The sequence below is a fragment of the Nitratireductor alexandrii genome, assembly GCF_004000215.1.
Classification (GTDB): domain Bacteria; phylum Pseudomonadota; class Alphaproteobacteria; order Rhizobiales; family Rhizobiaceae; genus Mangrovimarina; species Mangrovimarina alexandrii.
This window is the reverse complement of record NZ_RBVY01000001.1, coordinates 156,488-182,825: the sequence shown is the minus strand read 5'-3', so window position 1 is coordinate 182,825 and position 26,338 is coordinate 156,488. Positions and strand designations below refer to the sequence as shown.

At 65.2% G+C, this 26,338-nt stretch carries 23 protein-coding genes; 6 read left to right on the top strand and 17 right to left on the bottom strand.

The annotated features are described in order from the left end of the window. Positions 1–343: 343 nt before the first annotated feature. From EP380_RS00875 to EP380_RS00850, 6 genes are all read right to left on the bottom strand, one after another. Positions 344–1,357, bottom strand: coding sequence for an ABC transporter ATP-binding protein (locus tag EP380_RS00875; protein ID WP_127595610.1), 1,014 nt, complete (start codon positions 1,355–1,357; stop codon positions 344–346). Next, positions 1,354–2,400 (bottom strand): ABC transporter ATP-binding protein, encoded by a 1,047-nt coding sequence (locus tag EP380_RS00870; RefSeq protein ID WP_127595607.1) that lies wholly within the window; start codon positions 2,398–2,400, stop codon positions 1,354–1,356. The genes EP380_RS00875 and EP380_RS00870 overlap by 4 nt, the downstream gene beginning before the upstream one ends. Next, entirely contained in the window at positions 2,397–3,410 is a 1,014-nt protein-coding gene (locus EP380_RS00865; protein WP_127595604.1) for a dipeptidase, read from the bottom strand. The genes EP380_RS00870 and EP380_RS00865 overlap by 4 nt, the downstream gene beginning before the upstream one ends. 27 nt (positions 3,411–3,437) lie before the next feature. Then, positions 3,438–4,352 (bottom strand): ABC transporter permease, encoded by a 915-nt coding sequence (locus EP380_RS00860; protein ID WP_127595601.1) that lies wholly within the window; start codon positions 4,350–4,352, stop codon positions 3,438–3,440. A gap of 6 nt (positions 4,353–4,358) precedes the next feature. Beyond that, entirely contained in the window at positions 4,359–5,276 is a 918-nt protein-coding gene (locus tag EP380_RS00855; protein WP_127595598.1) for an ABC transporter permease, read from the bottom strand. A 91-nt stretch (positions 5,277–5,367) separates the two neighbouring features. Beyond that, entirely contained in the window at positions 5,368–6,879 is a 1,512-nt protein-coding gene (locus EP380_RS00850; RefSeq protein WP_127595596.1) for an ABC transporter substrate-binding protein, read from the bottom strand. 176 nt (positions 6,880–7,055) lie between these two features. Here EP380_RS00850 and EP380_RS00845 point away from each other — a divergent pair, with 176 nt between their 5' ends. Together EP380_RS00845 and EP380_RS00840 are read left to right on the top strand one after the other, a co-directional pair. Continuing rightward, entirely contained in the window at positions 7,056–7,667 is a 612-nt protein-coding gene (locus tag EP380_RS00845) for a cupin domain-containing protein (RefSeq protein ID WP_127595593.1), read from the top strand. Positions 7,668–7,708: 41 nt separating this feature from the next. Then, positions 7,709–8,719 carry a dipeptidase gene (locus tag EP380_RS00840; protein ID WP_127595589.1) on the top strand — a complete coding sequence of 337 codons (1,011 nt, stop codon included), beginning with the start codon at positions 7,709–7,711 and terminating at the stop codon, positions 8,717–8,719. Between the two features lie 81 nt (positions 8,720–8,800). Here EP380_RS00840 and bhcD read toward each other — a convergent pair whose 3' ends face one another. From bhcD to bhcA, 4 genes are all read right to left on the bottom strand, one after another. Then, positions 8,801–9,766: an iminosuccinate reductase BhcD gene (bhcD, locus tag EP380_RS00835; RefSeq protein ID WP_127595586.1), complete on the bottom strand. Its 966-nt coding sequence runs from the start codon at positions 9,764–9,766 to the stop codon at positions 8,801–8,803. A gap of 95 nt (positions 9,767–9,861) precedes the next feature. Next, on the bottom strand, positions 9,862–10,983 hold the full coding sequence (locus tag EP380_RS00830; protein ID WP_127595583.1) for a DSD1 family PLP-dependent enzyme: 1,122 nt from the start codon (positions 10,981–10,983) through the stop codon (positions 9,862–9,864). A gap of 30 nt (positions 10,984–11,013) precedes the next feature. Further along, a complete protein-coding gene (gene bhcB / locus EP380_RS00825) occupies positions 11,014–11,970 on the bottom strand; it encodes a beta-hydroxyaspartate dehydratase BhcB (RefSeq protein WP_106572858.1) in 957 nt (318 codons plus the stop codon). A gap of 20 nt (positions 11,971–11,990) precedes the next feature. Continuing rightward, complete coding sequence (gene bhcA, locus EP380_RS00820) at positions 11,991–13,190, bottom strand: L-aspartate--glyoxylate aminotransferase BhcA (protein ID WP_127595580.1); 1,200 nt, start codon at positions 13,188–13,190, stop codon at positions 11,991–11,993. Positions 13,191–13,438: 248 nt separating this feature from the next. Between bhcA and bhcR the strand changes: the two genes are divergently transcribed. Continuing rightward, on the top strand, positions 13,439–14,278 hold the full coding sequence (bhcR, locus tag EP380_RS00815) for an HTH-type transcriptional regulator BhcR (RefSeq protein ID WP_127595576.1): 840 nt from the start codon (positions 13,439–13,441) through the stop codon (positions 14,276–14,278). On the opposite strand, the gene EP380_RS00810 is transcribed toward bhcR, so the two are convergent. From EP380_RS00810 to EP380_RS00790, 5 genes are all read right to left on the bottom strand, one after another. Further along, a complete protein-coding gene (locus EP380_RS00810) occupies positions 14,279–15,106 on the bottom strand; it encodes a dipeptide ABC transporter ATP-binding protein (RefSeq protein ID WP_127595573.1) in 828 nt (275 codons plus the stop codon). Then, positions 15,103–15,954, bottom strand: a complete 852-nt coding sequence (locus EP380_RS00805) for an ABC transporter ATP-binding protein (protein WP_106572854.1) — start codon at positions 15,952–15,954, stop codon at positions 15,103–15,105. The genes EP380_RS00810 and EP380_RS00805 overlap by 4 nt, the downstream gene beginning before the upstream one ends. Before the next feature lie 2 nt (positions 15,955–15,956). Continuing rightward, on the bottom strand, positions 15,957–16,865 hold the full coding sequence (locus tag EP380_RS00800; protein WP_127595570.1) for an ABC transporter permease subunit: 909 nt from the start codon (positions 16,863–16,865) through the stop codon (positions 15,957–15,959). A gap of 4 nt (positions 16,866–16,869) precedes the next feature. Then, entirely contained in the window at positions 16,870–17,874 is a 1,005-nt protein-coding gene (locus EP380_RS00795) for an ABC transporter permease subunit (protein WP_127595567.1), read from the bottom strand. Positions 17,875–17,959: 85 nt separating this feature from the next. Then, entirely contained in the window at positions 17,960–19,552 is a 1,593-nt protein-coding gene (locus tag EP380_RS00790) for an ABC transporter substrate-binding protein (protein ID WP_106572851.1), read from the bottom strand. A gap of 226 nt (positions 19,553–19,778) precedes the next feature. On the opposite strand from EP380_RS00790, the gene EP380_RS00785 reads away from it, so the two are divergent. Beyond that, positions 19,779–20,342, top strand: a complete 564-nt coding sequence (locus EP380_RS00785; protein WP_127595564.1) for a DUF924 family protein — start codon at positions 19,779–19,781, stop codon at positions 20,340–20,342. A 142-nt stretch (positions 20,343–20,484) separates the two neighbouring features. Further along, positions 20,485–22,227 carry a long-chain-fatty-acid--CoA ligase gene (locus tag EP380_RS00780; protein ID WP_106572849.1) on the top strand — a complete coding sequence of 581 codons (1,743 nt, stop codon included), beginning with the start codon at positions 20,485–20,487 and terminating at the stop codon, positions 22,225–22,227. Positions 22,228–22,281: 54 nt separating this feature from the next. On the opposite strand, the gene EP380_RS00775 is transcribed toward EP380_RS00780, so the two are convergent. Both EP380_RS00775 and pgi read right to left on the bottom strand, forming a co-directional pair. Beyond that, positions 22,282–22,983, bottom strand: coding sequence for an HAD family hydrolase (locus tag EP380_RS00775; protein WP_127595561.1), 702 nt, complete (start codon positions 22,981–22,983; stop codon positions 22,282–22,284). Positions 22,984–22,987: 4 nt separating this feature from the next. Beyond that, a complete protein-coding gene (pgi, locus tag EP380_RS00770; protein WP_127595557.1) occupies positions 22,988–24,631 on the bottom strand; it encodes a glucose-6-phosphate isomerase in 1,644 nt (547 codons plus the stop codon). Between the two features lie 212 nt (positions 24,632–24,843). On the opposite strand from pgi, the gene pdxR reads away from it, so the two are divergent. Beyond that, entirely contained in the window at positions 24,844–26,334 is a 1,491-nt protein-coding gene (pdxR, locus tag EP380_RS00765) for a MocR-like pyridoxine biosynthesis transcription factor PdxR (protein ID WP_127595554.1), read from the top strand. Positions 26,335–26,338: the final 4 nt, after the last annotated feature.

Sequence of the window (26,338 nt, the reverse complement as noted above, 5' to 3'; positions counted from 1 at the left end):
CGGCAGGAGCGCGTGGCGATGCGGTGCAGGCATCGCGGGCCGCGGCAAGACAGTGAAATATCTGGATCGGACGATTGCGATCTTGATGGCGATGGCGAAACCGGAGGCGTAACCCGGCTTGGGCCGCCTTTTCGCCCCGGCCGTGCCGAAGTCCCTGCCGATCACACTATGGCGCGGCGCGCTTCTTGTTGCCGGACCGGAAAATCCACTCCACTAAACCGCGTCCAGACAAGAACGCGCCGCCGCCCCGGGACCGGAACCTCGACGCTGAGCGCCGGCTAGAGCCAACGCCGGCCCGGGCCGGCGTGGCGCCATGGCGGTCAGGCTCGGGTCACGCCGCGTCTCACTGCGATATCGGGCGGAATCGTTCCGTGATCCGGTTTCCGTCGAGTTCGTCGAGGCGCAGGCAGCGGGCCCTGTGGTCCGGCTCGTGCTCGAGAAGTTGCGGCGTGGTTTGGCTGCACATTTCCCGAACGTAGGGACAGCGCGTGGTGAAATGGCAGCCCGCGGGCGGGTTGACTGGGCTGGGAACGCCGCCTTCAAGGATGATCTCGTGCGAAACGGCGCTGGGATCGGGTTCGGGGTGAGCGGACAGCAGGGCCTCGGTGTAGGGATGCAACGGCCTGCGATAGATCTCGGTGGCCTCCGCTTCCTCCACGATACGGCCCAGATACATCACCGCCACCCGGTCGGAGATGTGCTCCACCACGCTGAGATCGTGCGAGATGAAAAGATAGGAGATCCCCAGTTCGCGCTGCAAGCGCTGCAACAGGTTGATGATCTGCGCCTGGATCGACACGTCGAGCGCGGAGACCGGCTCGTCGCAGACGATCAGCTTGGGTTCCAGCGCCAGCGCGCGCGCGATCCCGATCCGCTGCCGCTGCCCGCCGGAAAACTCGTGCGGATAGCGATCGACATGTTCGCGCCGCAGGCCGACCTGATCGAGCAGTTCCGCCACCCGTCGGCGCCGTTTGGCCCGATCACCCTTTTGATGGATGATCAGCGGCTCCTCGAGGATCGCGCCCACGGTCATGCGCGGGTTGAGCGATGCGAACGGGTTCTGGAAGATCATCTGGATCGACTGGCGCACCGGCAGGAGAGAGCTGTCGTCGAGACCGGCAATGTCCTTTCCCTCGAACAGGATTTCGCCCGCGGTCGGGTCGTCGAGCCGCGCGATGAGGCGTCCCAGCGTCGATTTTCCGCAACCGCTCTCGCCGACAAGGCCGAGCGTCTCGCGTTCGCCAACCACGAGATCGACGCCGTCAACCGCCTTGACCGTGGGTTTGGGTCCAAACAGCGGTCCCGCGGTCGGGAAATGCCGCTTCAGGCCTTTCACGGTGAGCAGGGGTGTCGTCATTGCGGTGGCCTCGTATGCAACCAGCAGCGTACTTTGCGGGGCGGCGACGCCATGTCGTCCGGCACCGCCAGAGGCGGTTCCCATTTGCGGCAGGGCTCGTGCACCATCGGACAGCGATCGGAAAAGCGGCAGCCCGGCGGCAGCGCGCTCAGCGCCGGCACGGTGCCCTTGATCGTGTCGATCTCCTGCTGGCGGTCCTGGCGTGCGGAGGGACGCGGAATCGAACGCATCAGCCCTTGCGTATAGGGATGAAGGGGCCGGTCGAACAGGGTTTGCGCATCCGCCTCCTCCACCACGACCCCGGCATACATGACCAGAACGCGCTGCGCCATTTTCGCGACCACGCCGAGATCGTGGGTGATCAGCACCAGCGACATGCCGATCTCGCGCTTCAGCTCGTTCATCAACTTCAGGATCTGCGCCTGGATGGTGACGTCGAGCGCGGTCGTGGGTTCGTCGGCGAGCATCACCTTGGGCCGGCACGCCAGCGCCATGGCGATCATCACCCGCTGGCGCATGCCGCCGGAGAGCTGATGGGGGAAGTTGCGGTAACGCTCGGCCGGCAAGGGAATGCGCACCTGCTCGAGCATGTCGATGGCGCGGTCGCGGGCTTCCGCGACGGAGACGTCGTGGTGGACGCGGATCGCTTCGCTGATCTGGTAGCCGACCCTGAACACCGGATTGAGCGAGGTCATCGGCTCCTGGAAAATCATCGACACATCGTTGCCGCGAACGCGCCGCATGGCGTGTTCCGACAATCCCGTCAGATCGCCAACCCCGTCAATGGTGATCGAACCGCCGGTGATGCACCCCACCGGACGCGGCAGGAGCCGCATGATGGACAGCGCCGTCATGCTCTTGCCACAGCCGGATTCGCCCACGATGCACAACGTCTCGCCCGGCATCACCGAGAAGGAGACGTCGTCCACCGCCGGCAGAACGCCGCTCTTGAGGAAGAGACGCGCCTTCAGCCCGGCGACGGTCAGCACCGGTTTGATCTCGGCGTCGGCGGAGCGGTCGGGTTTCGTCGCGCGTGTGGTCATCGTCCCCAAACGTCCTCGTAGACCCTGAGCAGGTTGCCGCCCATGATCTTGTCGACATCGGCTTCGCTGTAGCCGCGTGCGGCCAGACCGTCGATCAGCCGGCCGGTATGGGCCAGGCTTTCGTACCCTTCGGTGAAACGTTGCGTGAAGACAAACCAGTCGCCGAGGATACCGGTGACCTGCGGATAGATGCCGCGCGGGCCGAAACTCGACTGCCACTCTTCCTCGGTCTTGGTCTGCTCCGAGCAATCGCTGCCGAAGGCGACGTGCTCTATGCCGACCAGATTGACCATGTAGTCCACCTGGGCGAAGAAATCCTCCAGCGTCGGACGCGTGGCATGCCGCAGCATCGGCGGCCACAGCGTCACACCGACCGTTCCGCCGGTGTCGGCCACGGCCCGGATCTGGTCGTCGGGGATGTTGCGCAAACTGTCGCACAGTTTCCGGGCGTTCGAGTGGCTGCAGATGACCGGGCGCTTCGACGCTTTTGCCGCGTCCATCGCGGTCTGATAGCCGACATGGGACAGGTCGATGAGAATGCGGGCCTCGTTCATCAACGCCACCCACTCGTGTCCCTTGGCGGTCAGGCCGGCGGGCTCGGGCGCCAGCACGCCTGACCCGAGCGCGTTCTGTTCCATGTAGGTCGGCTGCATGATGCGCACGCCCACGCGCTGCATGACCCGGATCAGCGACAGGTCGTGCTCGAGAAACGTGGAGTTCTGGGTGCCCAGAATGATGCCCAGTTTGCCCTGCTCGGCAGCCTGGCGGATTTCCGCCACGGAGGTGACGATGGAAACGAGATCGGCGTTGGCGGCCGCCACGGCGAGCGCCTTGGCCAGGTCGCTCATCGACGCCGCCAGATCGTTGGCCGGCCGCAACGAGGTGAGATTGATCGCCGCGACCCGGCCGTCGAGAGTGCGCTGGAACTGGTCGCGCGTCAGGATCGCGCAATTGAGGCCGTCGACGACCGGCGTGCGTTCGCGATGGTTGCGGGCGGCGATCTGGTCCATGGCAAGGTCCTCCGGGATGACTGCGGTTCAATCGTGACTGAGTTGGGGATCGAGGGCGTCGCGCAGTTCGTCACCCAGCAGGTTGAAGGCCAGGATGATCAGCGCGATGGCGATGCCGGGGAACAGCGACACCGCCCACGAAATCGAGAGATAGTTCTTCCCGTCATTGATCATCCCGCCCCAGGTCGGCGTCGGCGGTTGAACGCCGAGCCCCAGGAATGAGAGGGTCGCTTCGAGAAGGATCATGCGGGCAAGCTCGAAACTCGCATAGACGATGATCGCCGACAGGATGTTCGGCAAGATGTGCCGGAGCATGATGCGCAGCTTGCCGGCGCCGATCGACCGTGCCGCCTCGATATACTCCAACCCGCGGACCGAAAGCACCGAGCCGCGCACGATGCGCGCGAATCGCGGCCATGCCGACAGCCCCATCAGAATGATCAGGTTGGTCAGCGAAGGCCCCACCACCGCAACGATGGCGATGACGAGCAGGACCACCGGGAAGGCGAGCTGCATGTCGATCAGACGCAGGATCACCGCGTCCGTCCGGCCGCCAAAGAAGCCTGCTGCCAGTCCCGCCCAGATACCGGCGACCGCGGAAACGACAACGGCGAACAGGCTGACCAGCAGGGTCGTCCTGGCCCCGTGGACAATGCGCGAAAGCGTGTCGCGGCCAAGATGGTCGGTGCCGAGCCAATACCCTTCGACGCCCTGATCCAGGAACGATGGCGGCTTTAGCCGTCGTATCAGCGACTGCGCATAGGGATCGTGCGGCGCGATCAGGTCGGGCACGAGCGCGCAGGCCACGAGCATGACGACGATGACCATGCCGAACACGGCGGCCGGTTTCGACAGCAAACGCGCGAAGACGATACGGCTCTGGCTGCGGCGCGGCGGCAGGTCGTCTTCGGTTTCCTGCGGAAGAGTGGTGGTGGAGGTCATAAGCGCCTACCGGTATCCAATGCGAGGGTCGAGCACGGCATAAAGGAGGTCGACGATCAGATTCACCCCGACGAAGATGACGGCGAAGAACAGCACCACCGCCTGGACGACGGGGTAGTCCCGCGCATAGATCGCCTGGATGGCGAGCCGGCCGACCCCCGGCCACGAGAAGACGGTTTCGGTCACGACCACGCCGCCCATGAGCAGACCGACCTGAAGGCCGATCACCGTCAGAACGGGGATGAAGGCGTTGCGCAGCGCGTGACCCCAGACGATCCAGTTCTCGCCCAGGCCCTTGGCGCGCGCAGTGCGGATATAGTCCTGGTTCAGAACGTCGAGCATGCACGAACGGGTGGTCCGCGCGATGAGCGCGACAAGGTTGAGCGCCAGGGTCGAGGCCGGCAGGATGAGATGAGCCCACGTCCCGCGCCCACCGCTGGGAAGCCAGCGCAGCCATACGGCGAAGATGATGATGGTGAGGATGCCGAGATAGAAGGACGGCACGGCCTGCCCCATCAGGGTGACCGCCCTCACGGTGGCGTCGGTCGGCGTGTTGCGCCGGTACGCGGCGACCACACCGGCGGGGATGCCGATCAGAATGGCCAGCAGCATCGCGGTCGCGGCGAGTTCCGTCGTCGCGCCCAGCCGCTCCAGCACCAGCGTGACGGCGGGTTGGTTGAAACGGAGCGAGTCGCCGAAATCGCCCTGCAGGGCGTGAACGCAGAATTGGTAGAACTGGACCCAGACCGGCTGGTCGAGCCCGTGTTTCTGACGAAACAGCTCGCGTGCCTCATCGGGCGTGTCCGGCGCCAGGATCAGATCCGTCGGGTCGCCGCTAATATGCGTCAGCATGAACGAAATCAGCAGGATTCCGAGCAATACCGGAAGGGTGAGGATCAGTCTGCGGACGACGTATTGCAGCATCGACGTATCCGATCAGGTGGCAGGGCTGTCTTGTCGGGCAATGTGCCGGCCTCCGCCCGGAAGCATCTGCCTCCGGGCGGCGCCAATGCGGCTATTCGCTCAAAGCGGTGTCGTACAGGAAGAAACGACCGTCGCCACGCGCCATGAAGTTGCTGAGCTTGGCGGAGGTGCCGTAGAAATCCACGCCGCCATACAGGAAGATGATCGGTGCTTCCTCATGCATCAGCGCCATGGCGTCCTTGTAGATCTGAACGCGCTTCTCGCGATCCATCTCCTGCTTTCCGGCGTCGATCAGCGCATCGAGCTCGGCATTCTTGATGTAGGAATAGCGCCAGGTGGAATGATACTGCGCGACCTGCAGATCGGGGTCGTCCTGCGGAGCGAGACCCACGAAGGCCATCGGCTGCAGCTCCTTGGCCCGCAACTGACGCAGGAATTCGCCGGGCTCGAGGGCGACCATGTCGGCCTTCACGCCAACCTCGCTCAACATGCCCGCGACCGCTTCGGAAACCTCGCGGTCCTGCGCATAGCGGCCGGACGGGAATTTGAAGGTTATTTCAAAACCGTCCGGGTACCCGGCTTCCGCAAGCAGCGCCCTGGCCTTGTCCGGATCGTAGGGATAGTCGCTCAGGTCCGGATTGAAACCGATCTGCGGCTTGCGAAGGACCTGTCCGTTCAGCGCCACCGCATTGCCGAAGAACAGGCTGTCGATGATGGCCTGCTTGTCGACGGCATAGTTGAGCGCCTGCCTGACCTTCTTGTCGATGAGCGGGCTTTCGTGCTCTTCGAGCGAGGACAGGATGATCTGGTAGATTCGGTAGCTCGGCACCGGCACCAGCTCGACCTCAGGATTGTCCTTGACCTCCATCGCGGAGGTGACCGCGAGGTTGGACGCAATGTCGTACTCGCCCGTCGTCAGGCCGGCGGCACGGGCGATATCGTCGGGAACCGGCTTCCAGACGACCTCGTCGATACCTTCAGGCAGCTTTCCCCAGTAGTTGTCGTTGGCCTTCATCACGAGCCGATCGTCGCGCGCCCAGCTTTCGAACACGAACGGACCGGTGCCGATCGGCTTTTGTCCGTACGCCTCCAGGCCGACCTCGTTCCAATAGCCGGGCGGCGTGATGTAGAGCTGGCTCAGGGCGAGCTCGATCGGGGGAAAGGGGTATTTCAGCGTCATGCGCACCGTCAGGTCGTCGACCTTCTCGATGCCGTCGAACGGGTCCGAGACGCGCGCATAAGCGGGGCTCTTTTCCTTGTCGACAAAGATGTTGAAGCTGTGGATCACGGCGTCGGCGTTCATTGGCTCGCCGTTCGAGAACTGCACGCCATCCCGCAACTTCACCAGGACCGTCGTGGGATCCTCAAGCTCGTAGGCTGTCGCCAGCAGCGGCTTGAACTCCTCGCCGTGGGGATCCACCCAAAACAGCGCCTCGACGATGGCCGAGCCCGCGTTGAGATTGTCGGACGCCGTCGTGCCGTTCGGCCACAGGGTCTGCGGATCGAAATTCTGCGCCACCGTGAGCGTCGCGGCCGAGGCGCCGGCGAGCGTCGCGACGCTCAGCATGCTCGTAAGCAGCAATTTGCGGATGATCTTTTTCATTGGCGGCTCCCATTGTTTCGGTTTGCAGCCGCTCCTGCGGTATCGGCTGCCCACCTCACGGCGACGACCCACGGCGACTGAACATTTTCGATGCTATTCGCGACTGAGTGAATTTACAAACAAAAATTTCACGAATATGATCGTGACCATAAGCTAATTCACCATGAGGTAGTTTCGTGCCGAAGGCTTCACGCGCGGGAAAAGCTTCCCTCGACGACGACCAGCGGCAAACGGACATTGCCGTTGGCAACCGCGTCAGGCAGTTGCGCAGGGTTCGCGGGCGCTCGCTCAAAGAGCTCGCGCAGCGGGCCGGCCTGTCGATCGGCTTCCTCAGCCAGATCGAGCGCGGGCTTTCTTCGGCCTCCGTGCGGGCCCTCGCCCGCATCGCGGACGCCCTGGAAGTCAGCATCGGCGACGTCTTTCCGGCCGTCCCTCCCAGCGACGACGGACAGCGCATCACCGCCGCCCCCTCCGAACGCAAGCGGATCGACCTTGCCGACTCGGGAGCATCCAAGGAACTGCTGACGCCGTTCAGCCGCATTCCGCGACTGGATGTGTTCATCATCACACTACAGCCGGGCGGCGGTTCCGGCGAGGAGGCCTACGCGCATAGCGGCGAGGAAGCCGGCTTCGTGATGGAAGGCGGTATCGAACTGATCGTCGATGGCAAAAAACACATACTCGGCGAAGGCGACAGTTTCCGTTTCAACAGCAACCGGCCCCATCAATTCCGCAACGCCGGCGACCGACCGGCCAAAGCACTGTGGGTCAATTACCGCGAAAAATAGCCGCTCATTCTACCCTCAAACCAGCAAGACGAGGCAACGAGATGAATGCAACCGCCGGCGCGCCGCGCCCAATCACGATCGACGGACTGAACTGCGCCGCCGTATCCCGCGAACAGGCCCTGCGCACCCTGGAGGGCGGCGTTTCGGCCATCAACCTCACGGCGATGTCACCCTTTGTCGGGCTGTCGGATTCGCTCGTCGAACTCGAGGCGAATTGCGCGAAAATCGACGCAATGAGCGATATCGCCACGGTCGTGACGAGCGTTGCCGACATCGAGAAGGCGCATCATGACGGCAAGCTCGGTTACATCTTGGGCACGCAGAACTCCATGATGGTGGAAGACGATCTTCAGCTTCTGGCCACCATGAAACGTCTCGGCGTGCGGATCCTGCAGCCGACCTACAACGAGGAGAACGCGCTCGGCTACGGCGCGCCGTTCGAAAAGGACGACGACAAGGGCATGAAGGCGAAGGGCGTCGAGTGGATCGAGGAGATGACGCGCCTTGGGCTGATCATCGACCTTTCCCATTGCGGCCATCGCACGACCAGCGCCTATCTCGCCGCCGCCAAGGGGCCGATGGTGGTCAGCCACGCCAATGCGTTCGCGGTCTGCCCCAGCCTGCGCAACAAGAAGGACGAGCATATCCGCGCCATTGCCGAGACCGGCGGCCTGATCGGCGCTGTAATGTGGTCCCCGGCGGTGCGGCACGACCAGCGGCCGACGCTCGACGATTATCTCAACCACATCGATCATCACGTGAAGGTCGGCGGCATCGAGCACGTCGCCTTTGCCAGCGACGTAACCGAGGGCCAGGTGCCGAGCCCGGAAAAATGGGACAAATCCTACGGACCGAACGGCTACAGCCCCAATATTACCGGCGTCCTCGGCGACTGGTACACGTACGAAAAGCGGCTCAACGTCGATTTCCAGTCCCTGGCGCACACGCCCCGGATCTGGGACGGCATGAAAAAGCGCGGCTATTCGGAGACCGATATCGACAAGGTGCGCTCCGGCAACTGGCTGCGCGTCATGAAGGATGTGTGGAACTGACCGGCGCCCGGCGCATGACAACCGGGGCCGGCGCCTACCGCACCGGCCTCGGCTACTACCTCATCGATATCTCGTGACGCGCTACAGATCGACGGTCGCCAGCGGGCCGGTGTCGCGGGCGAGCTCGACCACCCGGGCCGCGCCGGCGAGGTCCTGCAGCGCGACGCCGGTGCCGTCGAACAGCGTGATGTCGTCGGCCGACCGGCGGCCGGCAAGCGTGCCGGTGATGACCGCGCCGATCTCGCCGATATCCTCGCGCGAGATCAGGCCGGCGGCGACCGCATGCTGGCATTCGCCGATCGAGGCCGATTGCGCGACCTCGTCGGTGAACACCCGCGCGGCGGCGACCAGCGCCGGATCGAGCTCCTGCTTGCCCTTGGTGTCGGTGCCCATCGCCGCGATATGCGTGCCCGGCCGCACGTGACAGCGCTTCAGGATCGGCGCGAAGCTCGACGTGATGGTGACGATGACGTCGGCCTCCGCGCCCAGACGGTCGAGTTCGACGGCCTCGAACGGCACGCCTTCTTCCGCGGCCACCCCGCCGAGCCGGTCGAGCATGTCGGGATGCAGGTTCCAGGCCACCACCCTGTCGAAGGCGCGCTGGGCGAGCGCGGCGCGCAACTGGAAACCGGCCTGGTGTCCGGCGCCGACCATGCCGAGCACGCGCGCGTCCGGGCGCGCCAGATGGCGGATGGAAATCGCGCTCGCGGCGGCGGTGCGCATCGCGGTCAGATGGTTGCCCGACACGATCGCGGCCGGCCGGCCGGTGTCGGCATCAAACAGCAACACCGCCGACTGGTGGTTGGTCAGACCCTTTTCGCCATTGTTGGGCCAGTAACCGCCGGCTTTGAGGCCGAGCGCGAGACCGGCGCGGTCGAAGCCCGACTTGATGCCGTAGACGGCGTCGGCATGGCCAATCATGTCGCGCACGACGGGGAAATTGACCGCCTCGCGTCGGCTCATGGCGGCGAAGACGGCTTCCACCGCCTCGAACGCGGCCTCGGCCGTAAACAGTTTTTCGACCAGATGTTCCGGAATCACGATCATCGGCGGGTCCACTCTCCTGTCCGGGCAAAAATCCGCCCGGCGCGCCTCCCCTTGCGCGCGCCGGGCGTGGGCATTCGCGATCCGCATCGCGGCGGCTACAGGCACATGCCGCGCGCGGTGACCGGCCACAGCGCTTCCACGCGGCCGTTGCGAATGCCGACATACCAGTCGTGGACGTTGACGGTGGGATCGCAATGTCCGGGAACCAGCTTCAGCTTGTCGCCGAGACGAAGCTTGTTGTCGGGATCCGAGATCACCCCGTGCTCGTCGGAGGCGCCGATATAGGTGACGTCGTCGCGGCCGAAGATCACCGGCAGGCCGCTGTCGACGCTTTGCGCCTTCAGCCCGGCGTCGCAGATGGCGCGGTCGGTCTTGGTCTTCGACATCACGGTCGTGTAGATGAACAGCGCGTTGTCGAACTCGCCGATGAAGCCGCCCTTGTCGTCCTTCACCCTTTGATAGTCGGCGTCCATGAAGATGTAGGAGCCGCATTGCAGCTCGTTGTAGACGCCGCTGTCGCCCTCGAAATAATAGCTGCCGGTGCCGGCGCCGGCGACGATGTCGCAGCCAAGCCCCTCGGCCTTGAGCAGGTCGACCGTCTCGCGCACCATGCCGACCGCCTTGTCGATCAGCCCCTTGCGCTCCTCGAAATCGTGCACGTGCTGGGCCTTGCCCTGATAGGCCTGCAGGCCGGCGAATTTGAGCCCCGGCGCGGCATCGATCTTCTTGGCCAGCGCCACGGCATCGGCGCCCGGGCGCACCCCGCAGCGGCCGGCGCCGACATCCATCTCGACCAGGCACTCGATGGTAACGCCGTATTTCTGCGCCGCCGCCGACAGGTCGTCGACATTGCCGAGATCGTCGACGCAGACCAGCACCCGCGCCCTGGTCGCCATGGCGGCCAGCCGCTCGATCTTTTTCGGCGTGACGACCTGGTTCGACACCAGCACGTCGCGCACGCCGGCCGAAACCAGCGCCTCGGCCTCGCTGACCTTCTGGCAGCACACGCCGACGGCCCCGCCGCGCTCGACCTGGATGATGGCGATGTCGGAGGATTTATGCGTCTTGGCGTGGGCGCGGTGGCGCAGGCCGTGCTTTTTCATGAAACCGGCCATGGTGTCGATATTGCGGTCGAAGGCGTCGAGATCGACGAGCAGGCACGGCGTGTCGACCTCCTCGACCGGCATGCCGACCGACGCAGGAATATTGATGGTCATCGAAGTCTCCTCGAAAACGAAACAAGGGGGTCAGGCGCGCGCCATCCACGGCAGCTTGTCGAGATCGACATTGCCGCCGGTCAGGATGACGCCGACGCGCCGGCCGGCGAACAGGCCGGGATTTTTCAGGACGGCCGCGACCGCCACCGCGCTCGACGGCTCGATGACGATCTTCATGCGCTGCCAGACCAGGCGCATGGCGGCGACGATCTCGTCTTCGGTGACCAGCAGGATGTCGGCGACATAGGTCGACACGAAGTGGAAGGTGCGCTCGCGCAACGAGACCTTGAGCCCGTCGGCAACGGTCTGCGGGGCGTCGTCCTCGATGATGCGGCCGGCCTTGAAGGAGCGGTAGGCATCGTCGGCGTTTTTGGGTTCGGCGGCGAAGATCCTGGTCGTCGGCGCCAGGCTGGCCAGCGTCAGGCAGGTGCCGGAGATCATGCCGCCGCCGCCGATCGGCGCCACCACGGCGTCGAGTTCGCCGGTCTCCTCGAGCAGCTCGCGCGCGCAGGTGCCCTGGCCGGCGATGACGCGGTGGTCGTTATAGGGATGGACGAATTCCGCCCCGGTGCGCTCGACCAGCGCCTCCAGCGTGCGCTCGCGCGCTTCGGTGCTGGGCGCGCAGGTGATCACCTCGCCGCCATAACCGCGCACGGCATCCATCTTGGCCTTCGGGGCGGTCTCCGGCATCACCACGGTGGCCCTGATGCCGCGCCGGCCGGCCGCGTAGGTGAGCGACAGGGCGTGGTTACCGGAGGAATGGGTGGCCACGCCGTGCCGGGCCTCGGCATCCGACAGGCCGAAGACCGCGTTGCAGGCGCCGCGCACCTTGAAGGCGCCGGCTTTTTGAAAATTCTCGCATTTGAAGAACAGCTCGGCGCCGGACAGCCCGTTCAGATAGGCGCTGGTCAGCACCGGCGTGCGGTGGACATAAGGCGCAATGCGCTCGTGCGCCGCGCACACATCGTCATAGCTGGGGATATACATGCTGGTTGCCGTATCCATCATCAGGCCGCCTTGCTGGTGAGACGGTTGGTCATGCCGTTGGTGGCGCGGAAATAGTCCTGGGCGGCGCGCACGCCGGAGCCGAGCTGGACGGGAAAGTCGAGATCGGCCATCGCCATCTCCGCCGTCGCGATGCCCGACAGCGCCATGACGTCGGTCATGGAGCCGAGATGGCCGATGCGGAAAACCTTGCCCGCAACCTCGCCCAGGCCGACACCGAAGGCGACGCCGAACTTTTCGGCCGCATGGGTGACGACCTTGGTGCCGTCCAGCCCCTGCGGGACGACGACGGCGCTGACGGTGTTGGAATAAAGCCGCGGGTCGCGCGCGCACAGGGCCAGTCCCCAGGCCTCGACCGCCTTGCGGATGCCCTCGGCAATGCGGAAATGGCGTGCGAACACTCTGGGCAGCCCCTCCTCCTCCAGCATCCTGATCGATTCGACCAGGCCGAAGATCAGGTTGAGCGGCGGGGTATAGGGATAGCCGCCGCGCTGATAGGACGACAGCATGTCGCGGAAATCGAAGAAGCAGCGTGCGCAGCGTGCCTTTTCCATCGCCGCCTGCGCCTTGGGGCTGACGCCGACAATGGCGAGCCCGGCCGGCAGCATGAAACCCTTCTGCGAACCGGTGACGGCCAAATCGACGCCCCATTCGTCCATGCGGAAATCCATCGAAGCGATCGAGCTGACGCCGTCGACGTAAAGCATGGCGGGATGGCGCGCCGCATCGAGCGCCTGGCGCACGGCGGCGATGTCGGAGCGCACCCCGGTCGCGGTCTCGTTGTGGGTGGCCAGAACCGCCTTGATGCGATGGCCGGTGTCGGCGGTCAGCGCCGCCTCGAACCGGTCCGCCGGCAGGCCTTCGCCCCACTCTGCCTCGATCACCTCCACATCGAGCCCGTGGCGCGTGCACAAATCGATCCAGCGATGGGAGAACATGCCGTGGCGCGCGGCCAGGACCTTGTCGCCCGGCGACAGCGTGTTGGTGATGGCGGCCTCCCAGCCGCCGGTCCCCGTGGCCGGAAAGACGATCACCTCGCCGGTGCGGGTCTTCAAAATGCGCTTGACGCCCTCCACGGCCGGCCTGAACGCCTCGGCGAACAGGCTCGAGCGATGGTCGATCGTCGGCACGTCGATGGCGCGCCGCAGACGGTCGGGAATGTTGGTGGGGCCGGGTATGAAAACCGGGTTCTGGGTCGACATGGATCATCCTCCATCGCGCGGCCTTGTCGCGCGGCCTTATCGAGCGGCCTTGTCGCGTGGCGTCGACACGCCGGCGATGACTGCTTCAAACTCGCCTCACGATAAGGCGGAGGGCAGCAGGACGCAATTTTTCTGAAAAAGTTTTTCATTTCTTTGGAAAACCGGATTTACCTTTTGTTTTATCTATGCTTTCATTTTTTCCGACTAGCAGAAAATTTTTTTGGAAAACGAGGGGCGAAGAGGAACCGGTGGAGACCGACGATCGGATCAAGCGCTCGCGCGGCCGACCGCGTGCCTTCAACCGCACGCAGCAGGGCGGCTCGGTGCAGTCGCTCGACCGGGCGGTTGCGATCCTCAAGCGCGTCGCCGACGCCAACGGGTTGTCGCTGTCGGAAATCGCATCGGCGATGGGGCAGGCCCCGTCGACGGTCTACCGGGTGCTGATCACGTTGCAGAAACACGGCATCGTGGAGTTCGAACAGGACACCCAGCTCTGGTTCGTGGGGCTGGAGGCGTTTCGCATCGGCAGCACCTTTCTCGGCCGCACCAGCCTGGTCGAGCAGAGCCGGCCGGTGATGCAGGAACTGATGGCCGCGACCGGCGAAACCGCCAATCTCGCCATCATCGACGGCGGCGAGGTGATCTTCGTCAGCCAGGTCGAGACCCACGAACCGATCCGCGCCTTCTTCCGGCCGGGCACGCGCGGGCCGGTCCACGCCTCCGGCATCGGCAAGGCGTTGCTCGCCTTCCTGCCGCCCAATCGGGTCGAGCGCATCATCCGCGACAACGGCCTGACCGCTTTCACCGACCAGACCGTCGCCGACCCGGCCCGGCTCGACCGTGAGATCGCCGCGATCCGCGCGCGCGGCTGGGCCGTCGACGACGAGGAACGCACGGCCGGCATGCGCTGCATCGCCGCCCCGGTGTTCAACGCCTATGGCGAAGCGGTGGCGGGCATCTCGATCTCGGGACCGTCGGTGCGGGTGGCGCCCGACAAGGACGCCTGGCACGGCGCGCTGGTGCGCGACGCCGCGGCACGCATCACCGACGCGGTCGGAGGACGCCCGCCCAGGCCGGTCGAGGGCTGATTACGCCGCGCGGCGGGCGAGCCGCGCCTTGATGCTTTCCACGTCGGCGCGCGGCGTGGCGGCGAAAAGCGTCTTGGTGTAGTCGTGCCGTGGGTCGGAGAACACCCGCTCGCGGCTACCATATTCCACCGCCTCGCCGAAATACATCACCATCACGTCGTCGGCGATGTAGCGCACCACCGACAGGTCGTGGCTGATGAAGACGTAGGTCAGATCGAACTCGTCCTGCAGATCGGCGAGCAGGTTCAGCACCTGGGCCTGCACCGACAGGTCGAGGGCCGAAACCGGCTCGTCGAGCACCAGCAGGCGCGGGTTGAGCATCAGCGCGCGCGCGATCGCGATGCGCTGGCGCTGGCCGCCGGAAAACATGTGCGGATAGCGGCTGAAGTGCTCCGGGCCAAGGCCGACCTTGAGCAGCATCTGCATGGCGCGGTCGCGGCGCTCGGCCGCCGGCATGGCGGTGTTGACGAGCAGCGGCTCGCCGAGCACGTCGCCGATCTTCTGGCGCGGATTGAGCGAACCGTACGGGTTCTGGAACACGATCTGCACCTTGCGGCGCATCTCCGGCGTCAGCCCGTCCTTGACGATGTCGACCTTGTCGCCGTCGATAAGCAGGTCGCCGGAGGTAGGCGCGTCGATCATGGTGATGATGCGCGCCAGCGTGGACTTGCCGCAGCCGGACTCGCCGACGATGGCCAGCGTCTTGCCCTTCTCGACCTTGAACGACACGTTCTTGACCGCGTGAACGACGCGGCCGGACGAGAAAAGCCCGCCGCCGACATGATAGTCGCGCACCAAATTGCGGCCTTCCAGGACGACCTCGCTCATGCCGGCGCTCCGCCGTCCACGTCTTCATTGAAGATGCTGGAGATCGTCGGCAGCCTGTCGCCGGTCGCCCTGTCCGGCAGCGCGGCGAGCAGCGCCTTGGTGTAATTGTGCTTGGGCGCCTCGAACAGCGACAGCACGTCGGCCTCCTCCATCTTGCGGCCCTTATATTGCACCACGACGCGGTCGGCGGTTTCGGCGACCACGCCCATATTGTGGGTGATCATGATCATGCCCATGCCGGTTTCGATCTGCAGGTTCATCAACAGGTCGAGAATCTGTTTCTGGATGGTCACGTCGAGCGCCGTGGTCGGCTCGTCGGCGATCAGCAGCTTGGGATTGCAGGCGATCGCGATTGCGATCATCACGCGTTGGCACTGGCCGCCGGACATTTGATGGGGGAACACGCCGAGGCGCTGTTCGGGATCGGGAATGCCGACATCGTTCAGCAACTCGATCGCGCGGGCGCGGCGCGCCTTGCCGTCGAGGCCCATATGGACGCGCAGCACCTCCTCGATCTGAAAGCCGACGGTAAAGCACGGGTTGAGGCTGGCGACCGGCTCCTGGAAGATCATGGCGATGTCCTTGCCGATGATCTTGCGCCGCTGGCTGGCGGTCAGGGACAGCAGATCGCGGCCGGCGAAACGCATCGCGTCGGCACTGACCTTCGCCGTCCACGGCAGCAGCCCCATCACCGCCAGCATCGACACGGATTTGCCCGAGCCGGATTCGCCGACGATCGCCAGCACCTCGCCCTCGTCGACATGCAGAGACACCCCGTCGACGGCCCGGAAGGGACCGGCGGCGGTCTCGAACTCGACGACCAGGTTCTCGATCTCCAGAAGATGCATGCTCACGACCTCTTCAGCTTCGGGTCGAGCGCGTCGCGCAGGCCGTCGCCCATCAGGTTGATCGCCAGCACGGTGACCAGGATCGCCACGCCCGGAAAGGTCACCACCCACCAGGCGCGCAGGATGAACTCGCGCGCCTCGGCCAGCATCGTGCCCCATTCGGGCGTCGGCGGCTGCGCGCCCATGCCGAGAAAGCCGAGCGCGGCGGCATCCAGGATCGCGGTGGAAAACGACAGCGCGGCCTGAACGATCAGCGGCGACAGGCAGTTGGGCAGGATGGTGACGAACATCAGCCTGAGCGGACGGGCCCCGGCGACCCGGGCGGCCACGACATAGTCCTTGGTCTTTTCCGACAGCACCGCGGCGCGCGTCAGGCGCACGTAGTGCGGCTGCTGGACGATGGCGATCGCGATCATCGCGTTGATCAGGCTCGGGCCGAGCACGGCCACCAGGGCAAGCGCCAGCAACAGGCTCGGAAAGGCCAGGATGATGTCCATCACCCGCATGATCAGCGCGTCGACGCGCCCGCCGGCATAGCCGGCCACCAGCCCGACGATGACGCCGACGACCAGCGCGCCGGAGACCACGATGCAACCCACGAACAGCGAAAAGCGGCTGCCGTAGATCAGCCGCGACAGCATATCGCGGCCGACCGCGTCGGTACCCAGCAGAAAGCGCGGGTCGGCCCCTTCCTGCCAGAAGGGCGGTTTCAAGAGCGCGTCGCGATACTGGTCGATCGCGCCGTGGGGCGCGATCACGTCGGCGAAGACGGCGATCGCGACGACGAACAGGAACACCCACATCCCGATCACCGCGCCGCGGTTTTCGCTGAAATAGAACCAGAATTCGCGCAGCACGGCCAGGCGCGGATCGATCGGCTTGGCGGCGGCGGTCGTGGAGGTGTCGGCCATGGCGTTAATACCTGATCTTGGGGTTGATCAGCCCGTAGAGCAGATCGACGATGAGGTTCACCAGCATGACGACCACGGCGATCATCAACAGCCCGCCCTGCACGGCCGGATAGTCGCGCCGGAAAATCGAATCCACCATCCATTTGCCAATGCCCGGCCAGGAAAAGATGGTCTCGGTGAGGATCGCGCCGCCCAGCAGCACGCCGACCTGCAAGCCGATCGTGGTGATCACCGGGATCAGCGCGTTGCGCAGCGCATGCAGGCCGATGACGCGGACCGGCGCCAGCCCCTTGGCGCGCGCGGTGCGGACGTAATCCTCGCCCAGCACCTCGAGCATCGCCGAACGGGTCTGGCGGGCGATGACGGCGAGCGGAATCGTGCCGAGCACGATGGTGGGCAGGATCAGGTGCGACACGGCGGAGGTGAATGCCCCCTTCTGGCCCGAAAGCAGGCTGTCGATCAGCATGAAGCCGGTGACGGGCGGGAAGAAATAAAGCAGCGAGACGCGGCCGGAGACGGGCGTCCACTGCAGGATGCCGGAGAACAGGATGATCAGCAGCAGGCCCCACCAGAAGATCGGCATCGAATAGCCGACCAGCGCGGTGCCCATCACCGTCTGGTCGAGCCACGACCCGCGCCGCGTGGCCGCCAGCACGCCGGCCGGAATGCCGAGCAGCATGGCGAAGATGATGGCGCAGATCGACAGTTCCAGGGTTGCGGGAAAAAGCGTGAAGAACTCGTCGAAGACCGGCTTCTTGGTCACCAGCGAATTGCCGAGATCGCCGGTGGCGATGCCGCCGAGGAAATCGAAATACTGCTCCCACAAAGGCCGGTCGTAACCGAACTGGCGCATCAGTTCATCGTAGCGCTCCGGGCTGACGCCGCGCTCTCCCGCCATCAGGAGAACCGGGTCGCCGGGCAGGATGCGAATGAAGCCGAAGGCGGCGATGGTCACGCCGATAAAGGTCGGAACCAGCAGGCCGATCCGGTACAGGAGAAAACGGAGCATTTCTCTCAGACTTTGCAAACTCCCTCCCGCGCCTGTGCGACGCGGGAGGGAGACGATTGCGGCGCCTCAACGGCGCCAGAAGCGCTTATTCGGCCAGATCGACGCCGTCGAAGCGGTGCGAGCCGAGCGGGTCCATCTTGTAGCCGGTGACCTTGGTCGACATCGGCATGAAGACGACCGAATGGGCGATCGTCGCCCACGGGGCCTGCTCCTTGAACACCATCTGGGCTTCTTCATAGAGCTTGGTGCGCTCGGCCTGGTCGCTGATGACCTTGGCCTTCTGGATCATGTCGTCGAACGGCTTGTGGCACCACTGGGCGCGGTTCGCGCCGCCGACACCGTCGCAGCCGAGCAGAACGGCGAGGAAGTTGTCCGGGTCGCCATTGTCGCCGGTCCAGCCGAGCAGCACCGCGCCGTCGCGGTCGGTCGCCTTGGACCGCTCCAGATACTCGCCCCACTCGTAGGAGACGATCTCCACCGTCACGCCGACCTTGGAGAAGTCCTCCTGGATCAGTTCGGCCATGCGTCGGGCGTTGGGGTTGTAGGGACGCTGCACCGGCATCGCCCACACCTTCATCGACAGATCGGCGACGCCGGCTTCCTCGAGCATCTTCTTGGCGGCTTCGGGATCGTACGGATCGTCCTCGACCGCGTTGTTATACGACCACATCGTCGGCGGGATCGGGTTCTTGGCGGCCTGGCCGGCCCCCTGGAACACGGCGTCGAGAATGGCCTGCTTGTTGATGGCCATGTTGAGCGCCTTGCGCACCTTCGGATTGTCGAACGGCGCCATCTGTGTGTTGTAGGCCAGATAGCCGACATTCAGGCCTTCCTGCTCCATCACCTGCAGGTTGGAGGCCGCCTTCAGCGCCTCCAGATCGGCCGGGTTCGGATAGGGCGCGACATGGCATTCGCCGGCCATCAGCTTCTGCTGGCGTACCGAGGCGTCGGTGGTGATGGCGAACACCAGATCGTCGATCGGCTGCTTGCCGTCCCAGTAATCGGGATTGGCCTTGTAGCGGATCACCGCGTCCTTCTGATAGGCGACGAACTGGAACGGGCCGGTGCCGACCGGCTGCTGGTTCAGCATGTCCATCTTGCCGTCGGCTTCGAGCTTGTCGGCATATTCCTTCGACATCACCGAGGCGAAATCCATGGCCAGGTTCGCCACCATCGGCGCCTCGGGACGCGTCAGCACGAACTTGACGGTCATGTCGTCGACCTTGACGATCTCCTTGATGAGATCGGGCATCGACATGGCGTTGAAATATTCCCAGGAAATGCCGGCGGTATATTCGTTCCAGGGATGATCCTTCTTCAACTGGCGCTCGAAGGTGAACAGCACATCGTCGGCGTTGAAATCGCGCGTGGGGGTGAAGAAGTCGGTGGTGTGGAACTTCACGCCGGGACGCAGCTTGAAGGTGTATTCCAGACCGTCGTCGGACACGTCCCAGCTTTCGGCGAGGCCGGGAATGACATTCGTCGTGCCACGCTCGAACTCCACCAGCTGGCTGTAAATCGGCTTGGCCGAGGCATCGAACGTCGTGCCCGAGGTGTACGGCGCCGGATCGAACCCTTCGGGCGATCCTTCGGAGCAATAGACCAGCGTCTTGGCGTTGGCCACGCCACCAAGCATCGTCGCAGCCAGAAGCGCGGCCGCGAAGCTATACCGTTTCATGTGAATGTACTCCCATTCCTTGTCCGGGACCGTTTTGCCCGGTCCGTGAAGCCGGCATATAAGCACCGATTTTTCAGCATGGAAACACCCGCCTGCGATGCCCTTGGGGAAGTTTCGTCCCCGATCGCGCGGTACGTGAGAAAATTTTTCCTTCGCGGCCTGCGTTCGTAACATCGACGCTTTGCAATTTTATCGCGTGTCGCCTAACTGGAAGATCGGAGGCGCCATGAACACGACAACGCATAGTCTCGATACCGACGCCGTACTTGGATTTTGGTTCGAGGAACTCGGCCCGGAAGATTGGTATTCCGGCGATCCCAAGATCGACGAACGCATCGAGGCGCAATTCGCGCAAACCTGCGCGGCGGTACTGGCAGCGCCGCCTGAACGTTTTCTCGGCGACGCGCGCACCGCACTGGCCGCCATCATCGTGCTCGACCAGTTCACGCGCAACATCCACCGCCGTACCGCGAACGCGTTTGCGGGCGATCCCGGTGCCCTTTCGATCGCCCACGGCGCGATCGAGCGCGGCTACGACAATGCCATGACCCAGGCCGAACGGCAGTTCCTCTACATGCCGCTGATGCATTCCGAGGTGCTCGCCGACCAGGAGTTGTCGGTGAAGCTGTTCCGCGACCTCGGCAATGAGAACAGTCTGAAATTCTCCATTGAGCACCGCGACATCGTTGCCCGCTTCGGACGCTTTCCGCATCGCAACCAGGCGCTCGGGCGGACCAGCACGAAGGACGAGATCGACTTCCTGAAAGGCCATAGCGGCTACGGCCAATAGACAAACCGCAAGAGCTGCGGTCCGGCCCGGCCGCTTGATTACTTTTACGTATACGTAAATATTGCGCGGACCGGCGAGTTGGGCCTAGATACGAGCCGGCGATTGCATCGACAGCGCGCGTGGCCGACAGTGGTCGATAAAGATGCGCTGGCGGCGAAATGCGCTCATCGGCGCGAGGGAGGTAACAGTGACCAAGACCAATGCGAACAAGGCAACGACCGCCGCGCGCCCGTGGCTGAAAAGCTATCCGGAAGGCATGCCGGCCGAGATCGGCCCGTTGCCCGCCCCCTCGATCGGCGCCCTGCTTTCCGACGCCTGCAAGACCTATGCCGACAGGCCGGCCTTCACTTGCATGGGCAAATCGCTGACCTATGCGGAGGTCGAGAGGAAGTCGGCCGAATTCGGCGCCTTCCTGCAGTCCAAGGGCCTCGAAAAGGGCGCGCGCGTCGCCATCATGATGCCGAACGTGCTGCAATATCCGATCGCCATGATGGGCACGCTGCGGGCCGGTTTCACGGTGGTCAACGTCAATCCGCTCTACACGCCGCGCGAACTGGAACATCAGCTCAATGATTCCGGCGCCGAAGCGATCGTTATCCTTGAAAATTTCGCCGCCACGCTGCAGGCGGTGATCGCGCGCACCAAGGTCAAGCATGTGGTGGTCGCCACCATGGGCGACCTGCTCGGCTTCAAGGGACTGATCGTCAATCTGGTGGTGCGGCGGCTGAAGAAGATGGTCCCAGCCTGGTCGCTGCCCGGCCACCTTCCCTTCAACGACGCGCTCGCCGCCGGCGCGGCAGCCGGGCTGAAGCCGGTCGAACAGGGCCCCGACGACGTCGCCTTCCTGCAATATACCGGCGGCACGACCGGCGTCTCCAAGGGCGCGACGCTGCTGCACAGCAACATCCTGGCCAATGTCGCGCAGAACGCGATCTGGATCGAAAGCGCCTATGCGAAAAAGCCGCGGCCGGAACGCGCGGTCTATCTGTGCGCGCTGCCGCTTTACCACATCTACGCGCTGACGGTGAACGCGGTCATGGGCATGCAGCAGGGTGCCGAAAACATCCTCATTCCCAATCCGCGCGACATTCCCGCGCTGGTCAAGGAATTCGACAAATACGCCATCAACGTCTTTCCCGGCCTCAACACGCTGTTCAACGCGCTGTTGAACAACGATGACTTCCAGAAGATCGACTTCAAGCCGCTGCTGTTGACGTTCGGCGGCGGCATGGCCGTGCAGCGCGGCGTCGCCGAGCGCTGGCGGGACCTGACCGGAATCGTGATCGCCGAAGGTTACGGACTGTCGGAAACGTCGCCGGTGGCGACGGCGAACCGCTTCGACAGCGACACCTTCACCGGCACGATCGGCCTGCCGATCCCGTCGACCGAAATCGCCATCCGCGACGAGGACGGCAAGGATCTCGGGCTCGACGAGGTCGGTGAGATCTGCATTCGCGGTCCCCAGGTGATGTCCGGCTACTGGAACCGGCCCGAAGAGACCGCCAATGTCTTCACCGCCGACGGTTTCTTCAAATCCGGCGACATGGGCTTCATGGACGAGAACGGTTTCGTCAAGATCGTCGACCGCAAGAAGGACATGATCCTCGTCTCCGGCTTCAACGTCTATCCCAACGAGATCGAGGAGGTGGTGGCGGGCCATCCCGGCGTGCTGGAAGTGGCCGCGGTCGGCGTACCGGACGAGAAATCCGGCGAGGTGCCGAAGCTCTTCATCGTCAAGAAGGACCCGACGCTGAGCGAGCAGGACATCTACGATTACTGTAAGGACAAACTTACCGGATACAAGCGCCCCAAGCAGATCGAGTTCCGCGACGAACTGCCCAAGACCAATGTCGGCAAGATCCTCAGGCGGGAATTGCGCGACTGACGCGTCGCGCGGGCAAACCCGCCGCCGGCCGCGTTTCCAAAGGCGGCAGCGCCTTCAGCGCCGCGCCAGCCAATCCGGCAGCGCGGCGACGGAGTCCAGAATGACGTCGGCGCCGGCCAGGGACTGGCGCGTGCCGGTCCCCGACAAGACCCCGATGGCCAGGCCCGCGCCGGCCGCGCGCGCCATGTCGAGATCGTGGCGGTTGTCGCCGACCATGGCGATCTCGACCGGTTTCAGCCCCGTCAGGTCGCAAAACGCGTAAACGGTATCGGGTGCCGGCTTCGGCGCCGCGACGGCATCGTAACCGTAAGCGGCGTCGAACATTTGGGCGATGCCCAGGCTCACCAATGTCTGCTCCGCCCCGCCGGTGGAATCGTTGGTCGCCACGCCGAGCCGCAATCCGGCCGCCTGCAGGGCTTCGATCGCGTGCGCGCAGCCCGGCACCGCGACGGCGGCGGCCGCGCCCCGGCTTGCCGTCAGCCGGTCGAAACGGGCGATCATCTCCTGGCGCGCCAGCGGCTCGAGCGCCGGATACCACAGCGCCACCACGTCGGCGTTGGTGCCGGCCGCCAGCACCGAATCGGCCTGAAACCGACCGGCAGCGGCGTCGTAGCCGACAGCGGCGAGCAGCGCTGCGGCGCGGGCGCGGTCGCCGCCGGCGGCCTCGTGGGCGAGCGCCTCTGCGACCGCCGACCAGGTGGCGTGGAAATCGACCAGCGTGCCGTCCTTGTCGAACAGAATGCCCCGGATCGCCATTCTCTCAGCCCCGCCAGCCGGCGCGCACATAGTCGACCAGCCCGGCGGTGGAGGCGTCCTTGTCGTCCGCGCCGCGCGCGCCGCGCAGGACCGGCAGCAGCGCGGTCGCCAGTTCCTTGCCGAGCTCGACACCCCACTGGTCGAAGGCGTTGATGCCGAAAAGCTGGGCCTCGACGAAAACCCGATGCTCGTAGAGCGCGATCAGCCGGCCGAGCGCATAGGGGTCGAGCGATTTGTGCAGAATGGTGACCGAGGGGCGGTTGCCGGCAAACACGCGGTGCGGCGCCAGCGCCTCGACGGCAGCGTCCGCCAGGCCGCGGTCTCGCAACTGCGCGCGCGCCTCTTCAAGCGTGCGCCCCTTCATCAGCGCTTCGGACTGGGCCAGGCAATTGGCCAGCAGCAGCGCGTGATGGGCCTCCAGCGCCGGCTCGTGGCCGCGGGCGGCGGCGATGAACTCGACCGGGATGACGTCGGTGCCCTGGTGCAGAAGCTGGAAGAAGGCATGCTGGCCGTTGGTGCCGGGCTCGCCCCAGACCAGCGGTCCGGTGGCGGTCGCCGCCGGACCGCCGTCGACAAGCACGGACTTGCCGTTCGATTCCATGTCGAGCTGTTGCAGATAGGCGGGCAGGCGCGCCAGGCGCTGGTCGTAGGGGATGATCGCGCGGGCCGGATAGCGGCACACCACCCGGTGCCAGAAGCCGATCAGGCCGAGCACGACCGGCATGTTCTCCAGAAGCGGCGCGGCCCGAAAATGCTCGTCCATGGCATGCGCCCCGGTGAGAAACTCCAGGAAGCGCGTCGGGCCGATCGCCAGCATGATCGGCAGGCCGATGGCCGACCACAACGAGTAGCGGCCGCCGACCCAATCCCAAAAACCGAACACCCGATCGGCGCCGATGCCGAAGGCCGCCACCTTGTCGAGCGCGGTCGAGACGGCGGCGAAATGCGCGCCGACAGCCTCGCGCCCGAGCGCGCGCTCGATCCAGTCGCGCGCCGTCGCCGCGTTGGTCATCGTCTCGACGGTGGTGAAGGTTTTCGAGGCGACGACAAAAAGCGTGGTCGACGGCTCCAGCCCCTTCAGCGTGTCGGCGATGTGGGCGCCGTCGACATTGGAGACGAAATGGCAGCGCGGCCCGTCGTGAAACGGCGCCAGCGCCTGGGTGGCCATGGCCGGCCCGAGATCGGAGCCGCCAATGCCGATATTGACGATGTCGGTGAACGGCCGGCCGCTGGCGCCGGCCAGCGTGCCCTGCCTGACCGCGTCGCAGAAGGCGGCCATGCGCGCCAGAACGTCGTGAACGCCGGCCATCACGTCCTCGCCCCCGGCCCGGAAGGAAGCCGTGCGCGGCGCGCGCAGGGCGACGTGGAGCACGGCCCGGTCCTCGGTGGCGTTGATCGCCGCGCCGGCAAACATCGCCGCGCGCCGCTGTTCGACCCCGGCCGCGCGGGCGAGTTCGGCGAGCCGGCCCATGATGGCGTGGTCGACGGCGGTCTTGGACCAGTCGAGGAGGAGATCGTCGAGGCGCAGCGAAAACGCCTCGAAACGGCCCGGATCGGCGCGGAACGCGGCCGCTATGTTGAAGGGCACGGGCGCCTCGCGCGAGGCGCGCAGCGCGGCGAGCGCGCGATCGAAGGCGTTGCGGTCCACGGTATCGTCCTTTCCCGTCCGCACTTAGAGTATTTCATCGGCGAAAAGAAGCGCTCCGGTCGATTTCACCCGCGCCTGTTGCATGGCCGTTTGCTGCCAAACCTTTCGTTGCGGAATTGCATCGGTGACAAAAAAGCCTGGCAGAGGTGGTTGGACCAGTCTTGAAGCGCACTAAACACCTGTTTAATGGTCTAGGTGGAGGGTGTTGCGCCATGGCTACGAGAAACGATTCCGCGATCTGGTCCGGACTGTTCACCATCTCGCCCGATTCCGGGCAGACGCTGCAGGCGCAGATCCGGCAGGCGATCGTGGCGGCGATCCTCGATCGACAGATCTCGCCCTCCATGCCGTTGCCGTCCTGCCGTATCCTGGCCGAAAAGCTCGGTGTCGCGCGCGGCACGGTGGTGCTCGCCTTCCAGCAGCTCGTCGACCAGGGCTTTTTGATCGCGCGCGAGCGGCGCGGACATTTCGTTAATCCGGAAGTGCTGACCACGCCCTCGCGGCAGGTGCCCAAGGGCCTGCCGTCGGCCAGCGGCCTCGACTGGAAGCGCCGTCGCAAAATCCCGGCCAGCGAAATGCCGGCGCCGATGAAGATGGACAACTGGATCAAGTCGTCCTACCCCTTCGTCTACGGTCAGTTCGATCCGGCGCTGTTTCCGACCGCCGAATGGCGCGAATGCAACCGCATGGCGCTGGCGGTGCTGGAAATTCGCGACTGGGCCGCCGACATGGTCGACCAGGACGACCCGCTTCTGATCGAGCAGATCCAGGCGCGCCTCCTGCCGCGCCGCGGCATCTTCGCCAATCCCGACGAGATCATCGTGACCTTGGGCGCGCAGAACGCGCTTTACATGCTGGCGCAGCTTTTGATGGGCAAGGGCATGCGCGTGGCGATGGAAGAGCCCGGCTATCCCGATGCGCGCTCGATCTTCCGGCTTTCGGGCGCGGAGACGGTGCCCGTGCCGGTCGACGGCGACGGCATCGTCACCGAGCGCATTCCCGACGATTGCGGCTACGTGTTCGTCACGCCGAGCCATCATTGCCCGACCATGGTGCCGCTCAGCGCCGCGCGGCGCGAGGACCTGCTGGCGCGCGCGGTCGAGCACGACCAGATCATCATCGAGGATGGGTACGACAGCCAGTTGATCGACGACGCGCCGCAGCAGGCGCTGAAAAGCCTCGACCGGACCGGCCGCGTCATCCATGTCGGCTCGATGTCGAAGACGCTCGCGCCCGGTTTGCGGCTCGGCTACATCGTCGCCTCGGCCGAACTGATCGCCGAATTGCGCGCGTTGCGGCGCTTCATGCTGCGCCATCCGCCGGCCAACAACCAGCGCGCCGTGGCGCTTTTCCTGTCGCTCGGCCATCACGACGCGCTGGTGCGGCGCCTGTCGAGCGCCTTCGCCGAGCGCCGCGAGCGGCTGGCACAGGCCATCGCCTGTCACCTGCCGGACTGGCGGATGACGGATTCGGCGGGCGGCACCTCGATCTGGCTGCGAGGCCCGTCGGACATCGATTCAGGCAAGCTTGCCGAGATCGCGGCGGCGCGCAGCGTGCTGATCGAGCCCGGCGCGCGCTTCTTCGACGCCGCCAGCGCTCCGACGCGGTTCATGCGGCTGGGGATTTCCTCGATCCCGCTGCAAAACATCGAGCCCGGCATCCGGGAACTGGCCGCGGCGGCGGGACGGCGCGCCGCCGCCTGAGCTG

What these genes read in the sequence shown, in the direction of transcription:
- EP380_RS00840 (WP_127595589.1), top strand. Translation starts at nt 7,709, where the DNA reads ATGAATGCAACCGCCGGCGCGCCGCGCCCAATCACGATCGACGGACTG.
- EP380_RS00875 (WP_127595610.1), bottom strand. Translation starts at nt 1,357, where the DNA reads ATGACGACACCCCTGCTCACCGTGAAAGGCCTGAAGCGGCATTTCCCG.
- EP380_RS00805 (WP_106572854.1), bottom strand. Translation starts at nt 15,954, where the DNA reads ATGCATCTTCTGGAGATCGAGAACCTGGTCGTCGAGTTCGAGACCGCC.
- EP380_RS00775 (WP_127595561.1), bottom strand. Translation starts at nt 22,983, where the DNA reads ATGGCGATCCGGGGCATTCTGTTCGACAAGGACGGCACGCTGGTCGAT.
- EP380_RS00790 (WP_106572851.1), bottom strand. Translation starts at nt 19,552, where the DNA reads ATGAAACGGTATAGCTTCGCGGCCGCGCTTCTGGCTGCGACGATGCTT.
- EP380_RS00870 (WP_127595607.1), bottom strand. Translation starts at nt 2,400, where the DNA reads ATGACCACACGCGCGACGAAACCCGACCGCTCCGCCGACGCCGAGATC.
- bhcB (WP_106572858.1), bottom strand. Translation starts at nt 11,970, where the DNA reads ATGTATATCCCCAGCTATGACGATGTGTGCGCGGCGCACGAGCGCATT.
- EP380_RS00850 (WP_127595596.1), bottom strand. Translation starts at nt 6,879, where the DNA reads ATGAAAAAGATCATCCGCAAATTGCTGCTTACGAGCATGCTGAGCGTC.
- EP380_RS00785 (WP_127595564.1), top strand. Translation starts at nt 19,779, where the DNA reads ATGAACACGACAACGCATAGTCTCGATACCGACGCCGTACTTGGATTT.
- EP380_RS00855 (WP_127595598.1), bottom strand. Translation starts at nt 5,276, where the DNA reads ATGCTGCAATACGTCGTCCGCAGACTGATCCTCACCCTTCCGGTATTG.
- EP380_RS00865 (WP_127595604.1), bottom strand. Translation starts at nt 3,410, where the DNA reads ATGGACCAGATCGCCGCCCGCAACCATCGCGAACGCACGCCGGTCGTC.
- EP380_RS00795 (WP_127595567.1), bottom strand. Translation starts at nt 17,874, where the DNA reads ATGCTCCGTTTTCTCCTGTACCGGATCGGCCTGCTGGTTCCGACCTTT.
- bhcA (WP_127595580.1), bottom strand. Translation starts at nt 13,190, where the DNA reads ATGTCGACCCAGAACCCGGTTTTCATACCCGGCCCCACCAACATTCCC.
- EP380_RS00860 (WP_127595601.1), bottom strand. Translation starts at nt 4,352, where the DNA reads ATGACCTCCACCACCACTCTTCCGCAGGAAACCGAAGACGACCTGCCG.
- bhcD (WP_127595586.1), bottom strand. Translation starts at nt 9,766, where the DNA reads ATGATCGTGATTCCGGAACATCTGGTCGAAAAACTGTTTACGGCCGAG.
- EP380_RS00830 (WP_127595583.1), bottom strand. Translation starts at nt 10,983, where the DNA reads ATGACCATCAATATTCCTGCGTCGGTCGGCATGCCGGTCGAGGAGGTC.
- EP380_RS00800 (WP_127595570.1), bottom strand. Translation starts at nt 16,865, where the DNA reads ATGGCCGACACCTCCACGACCGCCGCCGCCAAGCCGATCGATCCGCGC.
- EP380_RS00780 (WP_106572849.1), top strand. Translation starts at nt 20,485, where the DNA reads ATGCGCTGGCGGCGAAATGCGCTCATCGGCGCGAGGGAGGTAACAGTG.
- pdxR (WP_127595554.1), top strand. Translation starts at nt 24,844, where the DNA reads ATGGCTACGAGAAACGATTCCGCGATCTGGTCCGGACTGTTCACCATC.
- EP380_RS00810 (WP_127595573.1), bottom strand. Translation starts at nt 15,106, where the DNA reads ATGAGCGAGGTCGTCCTGGAAGGCCGCAATTTGGTGCGCGACTATCAT.